A 17,589-nucleotide genomic window follows, 5' to 3' on the forward strand; every position below is an offset into this window, starting at 1 on the left:
CTGCGGAACGACCCGAGGTGACGGGAGTGGAGCCTGCGGAACGACGCAGGTGACCGGAGTGGAGCCTGCGGAACGACGCAGGTGACCGGAGTGGAGCCTGCGGAACGACCCCGTTAGTGTCAGTGCTCGTGCGTGCGCTGCTGATCGTCAATCCCAATGCGACTTCTACGACGGCTGCGGCTCGGGATCTGTTGGCTCATGCGTTGTCGAGTCGGGTGCGGGTGACGGTTGCGCAGACGACTCATCGTGATCATGCGTCGGAGCTTGCTCGGGGTGCCCGTGAGGACGGGATGGGTCTGGTGATCGTTCATGGTGGTGACGGGACGGTCAACGAGGTGATCAACGGGTTGCTCGGGGTGCCGTTGCCGACGTCGATGCAGGCGGTGACGATCGGTGCGATTCCGCCGATTGCGGTCGTTCCCGGTGGTAGTGCGAATGTGTTCGCTCGTTCGCTGGGTATCGAGGCGGATCCGGTGGCGGCGACGAATCAGTTGATCGGCCTGCTCGATGCACGGGCGCGGCGGACGATCGGGTTGGGGCACTGCGACAACCGTTGGTTCACGTTCAACGCGGGTATGGGTCTGGATGCGGACGTGTGTCGGGCTATCGATGCCGGGCGCAAGGACGGCAAGCCGGTGTCTGCGACGCGTTATGTGCGGTCGGCGGTGCAGGAGTTCTTCAAGCACAAGCGGCAGCCGGCTCGGTTGACGGTGGAGGTTCCGGGTCAGGATCCGTTCGAGGGTGTGCACTATGCGTTCGTGTCGAATTCGAGTCCGTGGACGTATTTGAACGAGAGGCCAGTGCACACCAATCCGGGTACCGGTTTCGATTCGGGTCTGGGAGTGTTCGGCATGCGTTCGACTGCCTTGCTCCCTACCTTGCGGGTGTCTCGCCAGTTGCTGGCCAAGGGCGCAGAACCGAAGTCGCGCAAGCTGATTCGGATCGATGATGTGCCGAGTGTCCGAATTTCGTCGGCGGAACCGGTCGGTTTGCAGATGGATGGCGACTATCTGGGCGAGCGCACGGAAGCGGAGTTCTTCTCCACTCCCGACGCGCTCGAAGTGGTCGCGCCGGGCAGGTGAGGGCCGCCCGTCCTGGGCATATGCGGCAACACACAACGCTGTTCTGGGGAAACCACGAGCGAAATCCGTTCACTCGGGGTACAAAGGAGCGCAGAAGGCTAAAGCGAGCCTAACAGAGTGAGCTTGACCACGGTCACGCGCGTACCCCTTGACTTCACCTGAGTTCGTGAAAGCATTCACAAGCAACAGTGCGGAAACATTGGTTACCCACTCGTGAACAGAAGAGAAACGAAACGGCGCTTCGGCGCCCGGTAAGGAGCAGAGGATGGACTGGCGCCACAAGGCAATTTGTCGCGATGAAGATCCGGAACTATTTTTCCCGGTGGGAAACAGTGGTCCGGCGCTCGCGCAGATCGCCGATGCCAAAGTCGTCTGTACTCGGTGCCCCGTCACCGCTGAATGCCTGTCCTGGGCACTCGAATCCGGCCAGGACGCAGGAGTATGGGGCGCAATGAGTGAAGACGAGCGCCGTGCTCTCAAGCGACGCAACGCACGTACGCGCGCACGCAGCTCCGTCTAGGACGCACACGCAGCAATCGGCAAGGCCCGGTACCCGCTCAGCGGATGCCGGGCCTTCTGCGTTCCACGGATCGTCGGCGGGCTCGTTACACACTGTTCACCGAACGTGCATCAGGCCCTCGGCACACGCCGTCCCAGAGGAACTCTCAACATCGCGTCGGTTCCCCCTCCCGCCGCCGGATGCAGACCGAGCGATCCGTTCAGCTCCACCGATACCAGCGTGCGCACGATCTGCAGTCCGAGACCGTCCGAGCGTTCCAGGGAGAACCCCGTGGGCAACCCGCGCCCGTCGTCGTGGATGACAACATCGAGCCACTTCGCGGACCGGTCCGCTCCGATTCGGACGACACCCGCAGAACCGGCGTCGAATCCATGCTCCATCGCGTTCTGCACCAGCTCCGTGAGCACCATCACCAAGGGCGTCGCCCGTTCGGCCGAGAAGACTCCGAGTTTGCCCTCGCGCACCACTCGAACTCTCGGGTTGACCGTCGCTATGTCCAACATGATGGGCACCAGACGATCGACGATCTCGTCGAGATCCACTTCCTCGTCCACCGACATCGACAGCATCTCGTGCACGAGTGCAATGGACGTCACCCGACGAACCGACTCGGACAACGCCGTCCGCGCTTCCTCGTTCTCGAGTCGACGAGACTGCAGCCGGAGCAGCGCCGCCACCGTCTGAAGGTTGTTCTTCACCCGATGATGGATCTCTCGGATGGTCGCGTCCTTGCTGAGGAGGGCTCGATCGCGTCGTTTCACCTCGGTGACATCGCGGATCAGCACAGCCGCACCGGCCGACCTCCCCCGGGGCTGCAGAGCCAACGTACGCACGAGAACGGTGGCACCGCGTGCATCGACCTCCATCCGGTGTCCCACGTTGCCGCTGAGCGACGATCTGATGTGGTCGGCCACTTCCTGTGAGTCGAACGGGTCGGTGACCAGAGATCGCGTGACCGACGCCAGATCTCGACCGGACAACTCCGTCGTCAGTCCCATCCGGTGGTACGCCGAGAGGGCGTTGGGACTGGCGTAGTCCACCCGCCCGTCGGTGTCGACGCGAATGAATCCGTCGCCCGCTCGCGGGGACGAGTTCACATCGGTCCGCTCCTCCGGGGTGGGAAACGTCCCTTCGCTGATCATCAGACACAGGTCGTCGGCACATTCCCGATACGCGACCTCGAGGGCACTCGGCGGTCGAAGCTGCGCGGGATTGGTGTCTCGGGTCAGCACCGCGATGACGTGCTCCCCGCAGCGCACCGGAATGCTCTCGGTCCGGGTCACCACTCCTCCGTGCACTATTTGCCGCTGCTGCAGCGCGACCATCACGTCGGGGTGCTCGGACTCGGAGATCGTCGTTCCCACGATGTCGTGCGTGAAGACCGTGGGCGCAGTGGTCGGCCGGCACTGAGCCACACACAGCACGTCGGCAGTTCCACTGGCCACGTCGTCGGTGCCGACCCACAGCAGCACGTCGGCGAACGACAGGTCGGCCAGCAGCTGCCACTCCCCGACGACTCGTTGCAAGTGGTCGACCGCGACACCGGGGAGGTCGGTGTGCTCGGCCAGAAGGTCACTGAGGGTCGACACGACAGCTCACGTGATCACTGCTCAGGACACGACGGCGATGAGGTCGCCCTGCTGAATGACGTCGCCCACCGCGACGTCCACCGATGTGACTGTCCCTGCCGTCTCGGCCAGCACGGGAATTTCCATCTTCATCGATTCCAGGATGACGAGGGTGTCACCGACCTCGACTGCGTCGCCTCGGGCCACGACCACCTGAAACACCGTGGACACCATCTCCGCACGAACGTCCTCGGACACCGGCGAACCCCTCTCTCACGTCACCACGAACTGCGCGGACCACCCACCGGAGGCCAGGCCCGTCACAGTAAGCCAATCACACGTGGGAGACTGTAGTGAACAAACGAGAGGAGCCCATCATGGGAAAGCGTGGACGTAAGAAGCGTGCTCGTAAGGGCAACAAGGCCAACCACGGCAAACGTCCGAACAGCTGACGGTTTGCCACAAGCGACGAGGGGCCGAGAAGCTACTGCTTCTCGGCCCCTCGTCGTCGTACGAACTGCGGTTATTCGGAGTCGGTCTGACGAATCAACACCGTCCGTCGGATCTCGACGCTCAGTCGCTCGCGCAACCCGGCCGGTGCCTGGTCTCCCCCGCACTTGCGTGAGATGAGCCGCTTGACCTTCTCTTCGATTCCATATGCCTCGAAGCAGGATCCGCATTCGTCGATGTGCTTCTGCAGACGGGTCCGGCTCGCTTCGTCGCATTCGTTGTCGAGCATCACCCACACGTCCGCGATCACCGCCGAGCAGTCGAGCCGCTCGAACTGTGCGTCGCCGTCGTCCCCGCCGTCGATCTTTCCGGTGCCCGTCACTGGACTACCTCCTGCTCGTGCCGGTCGACTGCGCCGTCCCGGTTGAATCCGCGCTCCCGTGCAACCCCTGCCAGCAGGCCTCGCAGTTGCTTGCGTCCGCGGTGCAGACGCGACATCACCGTGCCGATGGGCGTGCCCATGATCTCGGCGATCTCCTTGTACGGGAATCCCTCGACGTCGGCGTAGTACACAGCCATCCGGAATTCCTCGGGCAGCGACTGCAGCGCGGCTTTGATGTCGTCGTCCGGCAGCGCGTCCAGAGCTTCCACCTCGGCGGATCGCAACCCTGTCGACGTGTGTTCGGCGGTGGCGGCGAGCTGCCAGTCACTGATCTCGTCGGTGGGGTACTGAGCGGGCTGACGCTGCTTCTTGCGATAGGAATTGATGTAGGTGTTGGTGAGAATTCGGTACAGCCATGCCTTGAGGTTCGTGCCCTCACGGAACGATCGGAACGCCGAGTAGGCCTTGACGAACGTCTCCTGAACCAGATCCTCGGCGTCGGCAGGGTTACGCGTCATTCGCAGAGCTGCGCCGTAGAGCTGATCGAGCATCGGCAACGCGTCGCGCTCGAAGCGCTCGGTCAACTGTGCCTCGGTCTCGGCAGCCCTGCGCTCCGCGATCGCCTTTTCGTCGTCCACGTCAGCGACGGGATTGCTGGCTTCTGTCACGCTGATCCCTTCGATAGCTTCCACCGCCCAGGCTACGGCGCCCGTAGTCGGCTTCTGCGAAGAGATCACCCCCTTCAACACGAGGGGACGTCCCGCGGTCAGCACTGCCATTCGTCATTCCTTCCGCCTGCATCCGTATCTGTCGTTACACAACACGGCGTCGTCCCGTCGTGTTCCCGCTCGGTCGCTAGAGTCCGGTGAATGGCTGCGTCCACACCCGCTCTCGCGCTGCTCACCGCACGAAAGGTGGCGCACACCGTCCACTCGTACGACCACGATGCTCGGGTGCAGTCCTACGGCGAGGAGGCAGCCCGGATACTCGTCGATCGGCTCGGCGTTCGACCCGAACAGGTCTTCAAGACGCTCGTCGTGGAACGAGCAGATCGCTCGCTGGCGGTGGCGATCGTTCCGGTGACGGCGATGCTCTCTCTCAAGGCCGCGGCCGCTGCGCTGTCCACCAGGAAGATCGCGATGGCCGACAGGGCTGCCGCCGAGCGCTCCTCCGGGTACGTCTTCGGCGGCATCTCACCACTCGGACAACGCAGATCCCTGCCCACCGCGATCGACGACTCGGCGCTCGGCTTCGAGACGATTCTGTGCAGCGGAGGTCGTCGGGGACTGGAAATCGAACTCGCACCAGCCGATCTCATCGGGCTCACCCGTGCCACAACCGCGCCCATCGCCGCGCGCTGACATCGAATGAGAGAAGATGGACCGGTGAGCAATTGGACAGCCCCAGCCGCCGTCGCACCCGTCGACGCGACAGTCACTCTGCCCGGATCGAAATCGATCACCAATCGCGCACTGATCATCGCCTCGCTCGCCTCCGGCTCGTCCACGATCACCGGTGCTCTGCGCAGCCGTGACACCGATCTCATGATCGACGCCCTGGCAACCTTGGGGATCGAGATCATCGCCGCGGACGACGACAGGACGGCGTTGCGCGTGACTCCGGCTCCGTTGCACGGAGGAGCCGTGGAGTGTGGTCTGGCGGGTACCGTCATGCGCTTCGTGCCGCCCCTGGCTGCCCTCGCCGCGGGCGAGGTGTCGTTCGACGGCGACGAACAGGCTCGCATTCGTCCACTCGACACCATCCTCGACGCCCTGCGTGCGGTGGGGGCCGAGATCGACGGCAGCGCTCTGCCGTTCACGATGCGCGGTACCGGTTCGCTGCGCGGCGGATCGGTCGACATCGACGCCTCGGGTTCCTCGCAGTTCGTCTCGGGTCTGATGCTCTCCGCGGCGGCGTTCGACGAGGGAATCGAAATCCACCACATCGGCAAGCCCGTTCCGTCCATGCCGCACATCGACATGACCGTGGACATGTTGCGGCGCGCCGGCGTCCGAGTCGATTCCCCCGAGTCCGGTGGTGACGCGAACACCTGGCGGGTGCACCCCGGACCGGTCGCGCCGATCGAGTGGATCATCGAGCCGGATCTGTCCAACGCCACCCCTTTCCTCGCTGCAGCGGCGGTGACCGAAGGCCGAGTGCGCGTGCCGAATTGGCCCGAATCGACCACCCAGCCCGGCGATGCCTTCCGCGAGATACTCACCCGGATGGGCGCTCGAGTCGACCTGACCGCAGGCATCTTGACCGTCGAGGGCCCGGATACGTTGCGCGGCATCGATTTCGATCTTCACGATGTCGGCGAGCTGACCCCGACGGTCGCGGCACTCGCCGCACTGGCCGAAGGTCCGTCGATTCTGCGTGGCATCGCCCACCTGCGGGGCCACGAGACCGACCGACTCGCCGCACTGACAACCGAGATCGTCCGACTGGGTGGGCGCGCCGTGGAAACGGACGACGGCATCCGCATCGATCCGGCTCCGCTGCACGCAGGCGTCTGGCACTCGTACGCCGACCACCGGATGGCCACCGCGGGCGCAATCGTCGGACTGCGTGTCCCCGGGGTCGAGGTGGACGACATCGGTACCACAGCCAAAACTCTGCCCGGTTTCGAGATGTTGTGGGACGCAATGCTGTCCGCGTCGACACCGAGCGGGGTCGGCTCCTGACCGCGCGCCGATACGACGAGTCCGACGTTCGTATCCGACCGGGCAAGAGTTCGCGTCCACGGACCAAGACTCGACCCGAACACAACGACGCCGAAGCAGGCATGGTGGTGTCCGTCGACCGCGGCCGATGGGGTTGTGTGCTCGGCGGTGACCCGGCACGGCCGGTGGTGACGATGCGTGCCCGCGAGTTGGGCCGTACTCCGATCGTGGTGGGCGACGAGGTCGGCATCGTCGGAGATCTGTCGGGCAAGGTCGACACTCTGGCCCGAATCGTGCGCGTCGCCGAGCGGCGCACGGTGTTGCGGCGCACGGCGGACGACACCGATCCGTTCGAGCGGGTGGTGGTGGCCAACGCCGACCGGCTGCTCATCGTGGCCGCGCTCGCGGACCCGCCGCCTCGGACCGGTTTCGTCGAGCGGGCGCTGGTGGCTGCGTACGTCGGCGGACTCGAACCGGTCCTGTGCCTGACCAAGAGCGATCTGGCCGACCCCGAGGAATTCACCGCGGCCTTCGCCGATCTCGACGTCCCGGTGGTGTTGGCAGGCCAGTCCGAGGACCTCACCGAGCTGACCGCGATGCTGACGAACTCGGTGACGGCGCTCATCGGCCACTCGGGCGTCGGAAAGTCCACGCTCGTCAACAGGCTCGTGCCCGACGCATATCGCGCCACCGGTGTGGTCTCGGGCGTCGGGAAGGGCCGTCACACCTCGACGCAGTCGGTGGCGCTCCCTCTGCCCGGCGGCGGCTGGGTGGTCGACACTCCCGGTATCCGGTCGTTCGGACTGGCGCACATCTCCCCCGAGAACGTCGTCGCAGCGTTCTCCGATTTGGCCGACACCATCGAGAACTGCCCCCGAGGATGCACCCACCTCGGCCCACCCGCCGATCCCGAGTGCGCTCTGGACACCTTGACCGGAGACGCGGCCCGACGCGTCGCGGCCGTGCGTCTGCTCCTCGAAGCCGTTCGAACGAACGAAGCCTGGTAGCAACCCCCCTCTCGGGGTCGGTTGCCACCAGGCTGCACGCCGTTCGGAACTTACGCGGCCTTGCGGACCAGGCTGCGAATTCCCTTGCGCTTCTTCGTCTCTGCGATGGCGGTGCGGAGACCGCGACGCTTGCCCGTTTCGGGATCGACGGTGAACAAACCGGCCGGAGCATCGGCCCACTTGCGCTCGGACGCAGTCTCGGGAGCGTCGTCACTGGTCGCCTTCAGGTACTTGTTCGGCAGCGACAGCTTGGCGATGGTTCGCCACGACAGGAAGTACTGGTGGACGATCGAACCGGTCGTGTACGGCAGGTCGTACTTCTCGGCCAGTTCGAGCACTCGAACCTTGATCTCGCGCAGGCGGTTACTGGGCAGATCCGGGAACAGGTGGTGCTCGATCTGGTAGCACAGGTTGCCGCTCATGAACTCCATGACGGGGCCTGCGTTGAAGTTCGCACTGCCGAGCATCTGACGCAGGTACCACTGACCCTGAGTTTCGCCCTCCATGTCGGACTTGGTGAACTTCTCCGCACCGTCGGGGAAGTGGCCGCAGAAGATGACGGTGTTGGTCCACACGTTGCGGATCATGTTGGCGGCGATGTTCGCCGTCAACGTGCTCTTCCAGGCGGGACCGGTCAGCAACGGATGCAGGACGTAGTCCTTGCCGATCTGCTTGCCGACCTTCTCGAGCACCTCGCGCCGCTTCTGCTCGAATTCCTCACGCGGCACTCGACCCTTGGCGACCTTGCCCAGTTCGAGGTGCTGAAGCGCCACTCCGTACTCGAAGAACAGCTGCAGCAGCAGGTTGTAGACGGGGTTGCCTATGTTGAAGGGCTTCCACCGCTGATCGCGGGTGACGCGCAGCAGACCGTAGCCGACGTCGTCGTCCATACCGAGCACGTTGGTGTACTTGTGGTGAATGTAGTTGTGCGTCTGCTTCCAGTGAGCGGACGGCCCCGTGTTGTCCCACTCCCACGACGTGGAGTGGATTTCCGGGTCGTTCATCCAGTCCCACTGGCCGTGCATGACGTTGTGGCCGAGCTCCATGTTCTCGATGATCTTCGCGACACCGAGCATGGCGGTGCCGACGAGCCACGCCGGACGACGACGGCTGGCGAAGAGCACGGCCCGGCCACCGATGTCGAGGGATCGCTGCAGGCGGATCGTGTTCTTGACGTACCGGGCGTCGCGTTCACCGCGGGACGCTTCGATGTCACGCCGGATGGCGTCGAGCTCGTGGCCCAACGCCTCGATGTCGGCATCGGTCAGATGCGCGTATTCTTTGACGTCCGTAATCGCCATGGGAAACAACCTCCTGGCAGTCGTGAACACACAGCTCGCGTATCAGGCCATGTGTGATTCCGTCACCTACCGTATCGTAACTTACGGTTCCGTAGGTTAGTGCCGGGAATGTGTGTGACGATTCACAACGACGCGCGGTCGCCCGATCGGCGAAGGGCCTTGGCCTGACGCCTGGCTTCCTTCTTGGCGTTGCGCAGGCTCACACGCGCCTCCTGCATCGCCGACCGCAGACCGCGACGTTGCCCGGTCAGCGGATCGATCCGAAGAGCATGAACGGCAGGCGAATCCCCTACGCGCCACCGTCGCTCGGAGGACGTCTCGGGAGCGTTGTCGGACGTGGCACGCAACCACGAGTCGGGCAGCGACAGCTTGTGAATGGTCCGCAGCGCCAGCAGGTACTGCTTGCCGAGCGACCCCGTGGTGTACGGCAGGTCGTACTTCTCGCACAGAGCGTGCACCTTCTCGGCGATCTCCGAGTACCTGTTGCTCGGCAGATCCGGGAACATGTGGTGCTCGATCTGGTAGCAGAGGTTGCCGCTCATGAACGCCATGACCGGACCGGCGTCGAAGTTCGCACTGCCCAGCATCTGACGCAGGTACCACTCGGGTCGTGTCTCGGTCTCGAACTGGCCGATCGTGAACTTCTCTGCCCCGTCGGGGAAGTGACCACAGAAGATCACCGCGTACGCCCACAAATTCCGGACGAGGTTGGCCGTCGCGTTGGCGGTCAACGTCGACTTCCACGCCGGACCGGACAGTGCCGGGAACAGCACGAAATCCTTGCCGACCTGCTTGGCGATCTTGCGCGCGAAGGCGCGGGTCGCCGGAGACTTCAGCAGGCCCTTCTCGTCCTCGCCGTCCAACTGCTTCTGCGCGTCGTAATCGTGCAGCGCGATGCCCCACTCGAAGGTGGTGGCCAGCACGATGTTGGCGAGCGGCTGAACGAGGTTGATCGGCTTCCACGGCTCGTCGCGGGTCATCCGCAGGATGCCGAAGCCGATGTCGTCGTCCATGCCGACGATGTTGGTGTACGTGTGGTGCGAGTAATTGTGGGCGCGTTTCCACTGCTCCGACGGACCGGTCTGATCCCACTCCCACGAGGTGGAGTGAATCTCCGGATCGTTCATCCAGTCCCACTGCCCGTGCATCACGTTGTGGCCGAGTTCCATGTTCTCGACGATCTTGGCGACACTGAGCATCGCCGTACCCACGAACCAGGCCGGCCGATACTTGCTGCCGAGCAGCACCGCACGGCCACCGAGCTCGAGCAGCCGCTGCAGTCTGATCGTCCGACGGATGTAGGCGGCATCGCGCTCGCCGCGGCTGTCTTCGACGTCTCGACGAATCGCATCCAGTTCACGACCGAACGCTTCCATGTCCGCTTCGCTGAGATGAGCGAACTCTTTGATGTCGGTGATAGCCACCGGGTCCTCCAACAGTTGAGTGCAGTGCCCGAAATATCGGGTTTCGACGTGGGCAACCTACGTAAGCGTAACCGAACAGTCTGAGAAGGCGGTGTGCGAAAAACAGACCTACAGTTCCAGTGTGCAATCGCCCGCAGCAGCGGAAATGCACGTCTGGACGCGGTCGCCCTCACTGTGTTCCTTACCGGAACGAAGGTCGATCACATGCCCTGCCGTCAACGGGACAACGCACGTCTGGCAGATACCCATCCGGCAGCCGAACGGCATCTGAACGCCGACGTTCTCACCGGCTTCGAGCAGGCTGGTCGCGCCGTCGACGGTGGTCTTCTTGTCCGATTTGGAAAACGTGACGGTGCCGCCTGCACCGGAGGTGTCGGCGCGCGAGATCTCGAACCGCTCCAGGTGAAGCCGGTCCTCGATCCCCTCGCGTTTCCAGGTCTTCTCGATCTCTTCGAGCAGAGCTGCAGGCCCGCACGCCCAGGTGTCACGCGTGCGCCAGTCGGGATAGAGCTCGTCGAGCGAGGCGAGTGCGAACTTGCCGTCCGACCGCGTCAGTTGCACGTGCGAGGTGAAGTTGGGATGAGACTTCTCCAGCGCGGCGATCTCGGCGGCGAACATGACTTCGTCCTCGGTGGGTGCCGAGTGGATGTGCACGGTGTCGGGCATGTCGCCGTGCCGATCCAATGCCCGCAGCATCGAGATGATCGGGGTGATGCCGCTGCCTGCCGTGACGAACAAGATTTTGTTCGGCGGCGGCACGGGCAGCGCGAAATTGCCTTTCGGGGCGGCCAGCCGAACGATGGTTCCCTGCGGGACACCGCCGACCAGGTGTGACGAGAGGAAGCCTTCCGGCATCGCCTTGACGGTGATGGAGATCAGCTTGTCCTCCCAGTTCGGCGGAGAGGTCAGCGAGTAGGACCGCCAGTGCCAACGCCCGCCGAGGTGCAACCCGATCCCGATGTACTGGCCGGGCCGGTAATCGAAGTTGAAGCCCCAACCCGGCTGGATCACCAGGGTCACCGCCGTCGCGGTTTCCTTCTCCACTCGCACGATGCGACCGCGGAGTTCGCGTGCGGACCAGAGAGGATTCGCCAGATGCAGGTAGTCATCGGGCAACAAGGGAGTGGTGATGCGGGTGAAGGCACCACGCACCATGTTCAGTCTCGGACGCTTGGGGGCCGATACTCCGGCCGCCGGAGCCTCCAGCCACTTCTTCAGATCCATCGGGTGTTCCATCCCCTCGATCGAGATACTGAACCGCTTGCGGTCATCGAGGTTACGCTACCGTAGGTTCGGGTTCGGGAACACCTGCGCCGATGTGAATCGTGCCCGAGCGAACACGGCCGAGTCACAGCAGTTCGAGCAGAAACGACAACTCTTGCGGGGCGTACCACGCGAGCGTGTGATCCTCGGCGTCGCCGAGCACGAACTCCGCGTCCACGTCACCCATGTCCGCGGCATCGACGGCAGCGACGGCCTTGGCCACCGCCGATTCGGCCCCTTCGAGATCGACGTGGACCGACGCGACCTGATCCATCCGCAACGGTTCCTTCAGCCGGACGACGGCATCGTCGAGATCGGGGCGCAGAGTGGGATCGTCCACATCGGCCGCGATCACCGCCCGCCGGTACACCACCCCTTCGGCGACCGTACCGGTATCGCTCTCGTCGTCGACGGCGGCGGCGATCAGTCGCAGAGAGGCCCGCGCGGCCTCCCCCATCGCCACCTCGGCAAGCTCCTCGTCGTCGCCGGACGAGTACGCCTCACGCAGCGTCGGTGTCACCGCGAAGGCCGTGCGCGAGACCGGGCTGAACTCGCCCTCTGCCGACAACACTTTCAAGAACTCCAGCGTCGCCGGAACGTAGACACGCATTGCAGAAGACCTCACACTCTCGATTCGTTGCTGGCATCGACCAACTCTTCCAATGCCTCGTGCAGAAGCGCCGTGACGACGTCCACGTCGGGCATGGCACCTCGATCGGCATTGAGCCCGAAGAACACGTAGCCGTCGTAGGACGTCAACCCGATGCTCATCGCCTGGTTCTCGAACAGCGGCGACACCGGATACATCTCGAGCATGCGCGCACCGCCCACGTACAGCGGGAACTGGGGTCCTGGCGCGTTGGTGACGATCAGATTGAACACCCGCTGAGAGAGCCTGCTGCCCGCCCGCGCGCCCATCGCGTGCAGGCTCGCAGGCGCGAACCCGGAGATGCGCATCAGTGTCTGTGCGGTGACTCCGCGACTCTGCTTGGCATGCGCCTCGGTGGCGTGCGCAATGTGCGAGAGCCGCACCACGGCATTCGATTCACCGACGGGCAGGTCCACCAGAAACGACGAGACCTCGCTGCGATCGTCCTCGGCCGGCTCGACCGGCCGCTCGGCCGCTTCTCCGAAACCGACCCGATCGGCCGAGACGTACACCGACATGGGCACCATGGCCCGCACCGTCGAGGAGGCCGTGACGGGCTCTCCCCGAGAGAGCAGCCAATTGCGCAGTGCCCCGGTCACGACAGCGAGCACCACGTCGTTGATCGAGCAATCGAACCTGTTGTGGATTCTCCGGTAGTCGGCGAGCTCGGTCTTGGCCACCGCGAATCTGCGGTTTCGCGAGATCGGGGCGTTCAGCGGACTCGACGGCGCGCTCTGGGTCGCGGTGCGCAGAACTGCCGCGACCTTCGCGGCGCCACGCACTGCCTCGCCCGCGACACCGGCAGCCCCGCGGACCGCACCGCGCAGAGCCTCGACGCTCTCCCCAGGACGCACCACCAACTCGGTCAGAGCATCGATGACCAACGCCGAGTCCTTGGGCTCGCGCGCAGGCATCCAGAGTTCCTCGGCCATCGGCGGCGGATTCTTGCTCGCATCCAGAATGACCTGACCGATGTCGAGCGCGTGTTCGCCGTCGACCAAGGCCGAGTGTGACTTGGTGAAGATCGCGAAGCGATTCTTCGACAGGCCCTCGACCAGATACATCTCCCACAGCGGCCGAGTGCGATCGAGTGGGCGCGAGGTCAGTCGCGCGATCAGATCGTGCAACTGATCGTCGGAACCAGGCTTCGGGAGCGCCGACCGGCGAATGTGGTACGTGATGTCGAAATCCGCGTCGTCGACCCACACCGGCCTGGCCAGACCGAAGGCGACCTCACGCACCTTCTGCCGATACCGGGGAACCAAGGCCAATCGTTGTTCGACCAACGACAGCAGTCGGTCGTAGCTGAATCCGCTGCGCGGAGTCCGAAAGATGGCGAGCGACCCGAGGTGCATGGGGCTGCTACTGGCCTCGAGAAAGTAGAACGACGCATCCTGCGCTGTCAGCCTGGTCGCCATCGCGTGTTCCAGTCCCCGTCCTCGCGTGAAGTACGCGCCGATTCCTGTGGCCGAGCGCGCAGTGTGCTCGAACATAGAGTACGTGGCGGGCCGATGTCGGTCTCGGGGTCGGTCGTGGACCGTATCGCGGGCCGATCCGGGGTACCGACGGGAACCGAACGCGCTCTCGGACCGTCAATGACGGTGTGAGCGTCATCGAATCGAACGACCCGCCGGACATCTCCGACACCTCGGCCCCCGGCCCCCGAGTCCGCGCCGAACATCATTGCTTTCTCTCGCGTGCCGCACCGTTCGAACCGCCGCTCTGCACCGGTGCCGTACACACGTGGGATCCGGCGTCGGCCACCGAACCGCCGCCTACTCGGCACCGAGTATCCGTGCGCAGCAACCGTTCTCGACCGCGCGTCGAGCCCTACGGCCGGCCACCGGTACCCGCCGATGCACGGTCGAGTGCCGACCGCGCCATGCGCATGATGATCGAGGTCATCGATCGACGACGCAGCGCAGACCAGCTGTCACCGTTGTTCACCGCCTCGATGGTCGACCTGGTGCGGACCATCGTGCAGAACCCGCCGCCCGGCAGACGACTCGGATTCGCTGCCGTGCGTCGAGTACACGTGGCGTATCGATCGGACGTCTCCGCGGAGATCTTCGGCTCCTACACCCGCGGTCCACGCACGTTCGCCTTCGCGGGCCGAATCGAGCTGGCGATCGACCCGCGCCGCCCCGGGTGGACGGTCACCTCGCTACGAGTGGGGTGACGGTCGCCTCGCCCGGAGGCGACGCGACCGTCGTGCACTATCTCTTGCGCTTGGAGCGAGCTGCCTTCTTGGGTGCCTTGCTCTGAGTCCTCGCGGCTTCGCGACGCTCGCGGCGGGTGCCTTCGGCGGCGGACTCGCTGCCGGACGGGGACGGACCGGAACGGCGAACCGCAGTGCCACCGCCCTCGGCCGGACCGGAGAAGGTCAGTCTCTGCTCGTCCTGGTCGTCGAGACCCTTCGCCCGCAGAGCCGAGGGCACTGCGGGAGCGGCGGGTGCCGGAGCAGTGGGTGCCGGAGCCGTCGGTGCGGGTGCCGTCGGTGCCGGTGCTGCGGCGGGTGTCGGTGCCGGTCGGCCGGAGCCCACCGGCGAGGACAGTCCTGGAGCCACGGCGAGACCTGCCGAGGCCGCGGGCCCCGCCGGAGCCGGTGTCGCCTCGACCTGAAGGTTGAACAGGAAGCCGACCGACTCCTCCTTCAGGCCGTCGAGCATGCCCTGGAACATGTCGTAGCCCTCGCGCTGGTATTCGACCAGCGGGTCACGCTGCGCCATCGCACGCAGGCCGATGCCTTCCTTGAGGTAGTCCATCTCGTAGAGGTGCTCGCGCCACTTGCGATCGAGTACCGACAGCAGCACTCGACGCTCGAGTTCACGCATTCCGTTCTCGCCGGCGATTCCGTCGATCTCGGCCTCGCGGGTGGCGTAGGCCGATCGCGCGTCCTCGAGCAGCGCCTCACGCAATTCGTCGCGGCTCAGGTCGTCCTTCTCGCCGTCCTCGTTCTCGCCGACGAGCACCTTGTGGTCGATTCCCACCGGATAGAGAGTCTTCAGTGCGGTCCAGAGCTGCTCGAGATCCCAGTCCTCGACGTAGCCCTCGGCCGTCGCACCGTCGACGTAGGCGGTGATCACGTCGGTGATCATGCCCTCGACCTGGCCCTCCATGTCGGCACCTTCGAGGATCCGGCGACGCTCCTCGTAAATGACGGTGCGCTGTTGGTTCATCACCTCGTCGTACTTGAGAACGTTCTTGCGGATCTCGAAGTTCTGCTGCTCGACCTGCGTCTGAGCGCTCTTGATGGCCTTGGACACCATCTTGGCTTCGATCGGGACGTCGTCGGGCAGGTTGAGCCGGGTCATGATCGATTCGAGTGCACCACCGTTGAATCGACGCATCAGTTCGTCGCCGAGCGAGAGGTAGAAACGCGATTCACCCGGATCACCCTGACGACCGGAGCGGCCTCGAAGCTGGTTGTCGATCCGGCGCGAATCGTGTCGCTCGGTACCGAGGACGTACAGCCCACCGGCCTCGCGCACAGTATCGGCATCGGCCTTGACCTGCGCCTTGACCTCTTCGAGCGCAGGCTCCCACGCGGCCTCGTACTCTTCCGGGGTCTCGACCGGATCCAGACCCTGCTTCCTCAGTTTCAGGTCGGCGAGAATGTCCGGATTGCCACCGAGCACGACGTCGGTGCCGCGGCCGGCCATGTTGGTCGCGACGGTCACCGCGCCCTGCCTGCCCGCCTCGGCGATGATCGTCGCTTCCTGCTCGTGGAACTTCGCGTTCAACACGTTGTGCGCCACGCCGCGCTTGGTGAACTGCTTCGACAGGTACTCCGAGCGCTCGACGCTCGTGGTGCCGATGAGGACCGGCTGGCCCTTCTCGTGCCGCTCGACGACGTCGTCGACGACGGCGTCGAACTTCGCTTCTTCCGTCTTGTAGATCAGGTCGCCGTTGTCCACGCGGACCATGGGACGGTTGGTCGGAATCGGAATGACGCCGAGACCGTAGATCTGGTGCAGTTCCGCGGCCTCGGTCTCGGCGGTACCCGTCATGCCCGAGAGCTTGTCGTAGAGACGGAAGTAGTTCTGCAGGGTGATGGTGGCCAGCGTCTGGTTCTCGGCCTTGATCTCCACCTTCTCCTTGGCTTCGATCGCCTGGTGCATGCCCTCGTTGTAGCGGCGTCCCACCAGGATGCGGCCGGTGAACTCGTCGACGATGATGACCTCACCGTCGCGGACGATGTAGTCCTTGTCCTTGGTGTAGAGCTCTTTGGCCTTGATCGCGTTGTTGAGGTAGTTCACCAGCGGAGAGTTGGCGGCCTCGTACAGGTTGTCGATGCCGAGCTGATCCTCGACCAGTTCGACGCCAGCCTCGTGCACACCGATGGTCCGCTTGCGGATGTCGACCTCGTAGTGGGTGTCCACCTTGAGCATCGGCGCGATACGGGCGAATTCTCCGTACCACTTGCTCGACGCGTCGGCGGGTCCGGAGATGATCAGCGGCGTGCGGGCCTCGTCGATGAGGATCGAGTCGACCTCGTCGACGACGGCGAAGTTGTGGCCGCGCTGCACGAGGTCGTCGAGCGAGTGCGTCATGTTGTCGCGCAGGTAGTCGAAACCGAACTCGTTGTTGGTGCCGTAGGTGATGTCCGCGGCGTATGCGGCACGGCGTTCCACCGGGGTCATGCCGGAGAGAATCACGTCGACCGAGAGACCGAGGAAACGGTGCACGCGGCCCATCCACTCCGAGTCGCGCTTGGCGAGGTAGTCGTTGACCGTCACCACGTGCACACCGTCGCCGGAGATGGCGTTGAGGTAAGCGGGCAGAACACAGGTCAGGGTCTTGCCCTCACCGGTCTTCATCTCGGCGATGTTGCCGAAGTGCAGGGCGGCTCCACCCATGACCTGAACGTCGAAGTGTCGCTGCGACAGCACCCGCCACGACGCCTCGCGGGCCACGGCGAAGGCCTCGGGCAGGAGCTGATCCAGGGTCTCGCCGGCGGAGTACCTCTCCTTGAACTCCGCGGTCTTGCCGCGCAGTTCGTCGTCGGAAAGGCTCTCGACGTCCGGAGACAGGGTCGAGACGTGGTCGGCGATGCTCTTGAGCCGCTTGACCATGCGACCTTCACCGACACGGAGCAGCTTGGAAAACGACAGCGACGGCACGGGCTTTCTCGTCCTCGATCCTCGGTTCACGGGTACTGGTACGAACAACACTGCATACTGCACGAGCTCACGGGTTCGTCACCACGACTTCTGCGTGACGGGTAACCCGAACGCGTCCATGGTAGGCGGTGTCGCTGCGAACCCGGCAGCCCGACTG

17 protein-coding genes are annotated in these 17,589 nt (G+C 64.6%); 7 read left to right on the forward strand and 10 right to left on the reverse strand.

Features of this window, described 5'->3' with window-relative positions:
* Positions 1–128: 128 nt before the first annotated feature.
* Together CH249_RS24745 and CH249_RS24750 are read left to right on the forward strand one after the other, a co-directional pair.
* Complete coding sequence (locus CH249_RS24745; RefSeq protein WP_032398298.1) at positions 129–1,082, forward strand: diacylglycerol kinase family protein; 954 nt, start codon at positions 129–131, stop codon at positions 1,080–1,082.
* A gap of 265 nt (positions 1,083–1,347) precedes the next feature.
* A complete protein-coding gene (locus tag CH249_RS24750; RefSeq protein WP_032366305.1) occupies positions 1,348–1,602 on the forward strand; it encodes a WhiB family transcriptional regulator in 255 nt (84 codons plus the stop codon).
* Between the two features lie 110 nt (positions 1,603–1,712).
* On the opposite strand, the gene CH249_RS24755 is transcribed toward CH249_RS24750, so the two are convergent.
* Together CH249_RS24755 and CH249_RS24760 are read right to left on the reverse strand one after the other, a co-directional pair.
* Positions 1,713–3,191, reverse strand: a complete 1,479-nt coding sequence (locus tag CH249_RS24755) for a sensor histidine kinase (RefSeq protein ID WP_094682903.1) — start codon at positions 3,189–3,191, stop codon at positions 1,713–1,715.
* Between the two features lie 21 nt (positions 3,192–3,212).
* Entirely contained in the window at positions 3,213–3,428 is a 216-nt protein-coding gene (locus CH249_RS24760) for a biotin/lipoyl-binding carrier protein (RefSeq protein ID WP_008717734.1), read from the reverse strand.
* A 119-nt stretch (positions 3,429–3,547) separates the two neighbouring features.
* Between CH249_RS24760 and CH249_RS28780 the strand changes: the two genes are divergently transcribed.
* Complete coding sequence (locus tag CH249_RS28780; RefSeq protein WP_370878772.1) at positions 3,548–3,622, forward strand: 50S ribosomal protein bL37; 75 nt, start codon at positions 3,548–3,550, stop codon at positions 3,620–3,622.
* A gap of 71 nt (positions 3,623–3,693) precedes the next feature.
* On the opposite strand, the gene rsrA is transcribed toward CH249_RS28780, so the two are convergent.
* Together rsrA and CH249_RS24770 are read right to left on the reverse strand one after the other, a co-directional pair.
* Complete coding sequence (gene rsrA, locus CH249_RS24765) at positions 3,694–4,002, reverse strand: mycothiol system anti-sigma-R factor (RefSeq protein WP_176459171.1); 309 nt, start codon at positions 4,000–4,002, stop codon at positions 3,694–3,696.
* Entirely contained in the window at positions 3,999–4,781 is a 783-nt protein-coding gene (locus CH249_RS24770; RefSeq protein WP_230596997.1) for a sigma-70 family RNA polymerase sigma factor, read from the reverse strand. Before CH249_RS24770 ends, rsrA begins: the two co-directional genes overlap by 4 nt.
* 90 nt (positions 4,782–4,871) lie before the next feature.
* On the opposite strand from CH249_RS24770, the gene ybaK reads away from it, so the two are divergent.
* From ybaK to rsgA, 3 genes are read left to right on the forward strand one after another with little or no spacing between them, the layout of a single operon-like run.
* The gene (gene ybaK, locus CH249_RS24775; RefSeq protein WP_094656960.1) at positions 4,872–5,363 is read left to right on the forward strand and encodes a Cys-tRNA(Pro) deacylase; all 492 of its coding nucleotides are present in this window, start codon (positions 4,872–4,874) and stop codon (positions 5,361–5,363) included.
* 6 nt (positions 5,364–5,369) lie between these two features.
* Positions 5,370–6,686, forward strand: a complete 1,317-nt coding sequence (gene aroA / locus CH249_RS24780; protein WP_032397670.1) for a 3-phosphoshikimate 1-carboxyvinyltransferase — start codon at positions 5,370–5,372, stop codon at positions 6,684–6,686.
* Positions 6,638–7,672, forward strand: a complete 1,035-nt coding sequence (gene rsgA, locus CH249_RS24785) for a ribosome small subunit-dependent GTPase A (RefSeq protein ID WP_045195765.1) — start codon at positions 6,638–6,640, stop codon at positions 7,670–7,672. The genes aroA and rsgA overlap by 49 nt, the downstream gene beginning before the upstream one ends.
* Before the next feature lie 50 nt (positions 7,673–7,722).
* On the opposite strand, the gene CH249_RS24790 is transcribed toward rsgA, so the two are convergent.
* From CH249_RS24790 to CH249_RS24810, 5 genes are all read right to left on the reverse strand, one after another.
* On the reverse strand, positions 7,723–8,973 hold the full coding sequence (locus CH249_RS24790; RefSeq protein ID WP_032397669.1) for a fatty acid desaturase: 1,251 nt from the start codon (positions 8,971–8,973) through the stop codon (positions 7,723–7,725).
* A gap of 122 nt (positions 8,974–9,095) precedes the next feature.
* Complete coding sequence (locus CH249_RS24795) at positions 9,096–10,397, reverse strand: fatty acid desaturase (protein WP_032398294.1); 1,302 nt, start codon at positions 10,395–10,397, stop codon at positions 9,096–9,098.
* 108 nt (positions 10,398–10,505) lie between these two features.
* Positions 10,506–11,621, reverse strand: coding sequence for a ferredoxin reductase (locus tag CH249_RS24800; RefSeq protein WP_032398293.1), 1,116 nt, complete (start codon positions 11,619–11,621; stop codon positions 10,506–10,508).
* Between the two features lie 124 nt (positions 11,622–11,745).
* Positions 11,746–12,270 carry a hypothetical protein gene (locus CH249_RS24805; RefSeq protein ID WP_032397668.1) on the reverse strand — a complete coding sequence of 175 codons (525 nt, stop codon included), beginning with the start codon at positions 12,268–12,270 and terminating at the stop codon, positions 11,746–11,748.
* An 11-nt stretch (positions 12,271–12,281) separates the two neighbouring features.
* Complete coding sequence (locus CH249_RS24810) at positions 12,282–13,727, reverse strand: wax ester/triacylglycerol synthase family O-acyltransferase (RefSeq protein WP_094657225.1); 1,446 nt, start codon at positions 13,725–13,727, stop codon at positions 12,282–12,284.
* Positions 13,728–13,912: 185 nt separating this feature from the next.
* Between CH249_RS24810 and CH249_RS24815 the strand changes: the two genes are divergently transcribed.
* Positions 13,913–14,488, forward strand: a complete 576-nt coding sequence (locus CH249_RS24815; RefSeq protein WP_094682904.1) for an Rv3235 family protein — start codon at positions 13,913–13,915, stop codon at positions 14,486–14,488.
* A 37-nt stretch (positions 14,489–14,525) separates the two neighbouring features.
* Here the strand turns inward: CH249_RS24815 and secA are convergent, their stop codons facing one another.
* Entirely contained in the window at positions 14,526–17,432 is a 2,907-nt protein-coding gene (gene secA / locus CH249_RS24820) for a preprotein translocase subunit SecA (RefSeq protein WP_094648150.1), read from the reverse strand.
* Positions 17,433–17,589 lie beyond the last annotated feature (157 nt).

This window comes from Rhodococcus sp. 05-2255-3B1 (genome assembly GCF_002258545.1).
GTDB lineage: Bacteria > Actinomycetota > Actinomycetes > Mycobacteriales > Mycobacteriaceae > Rhodococcoides.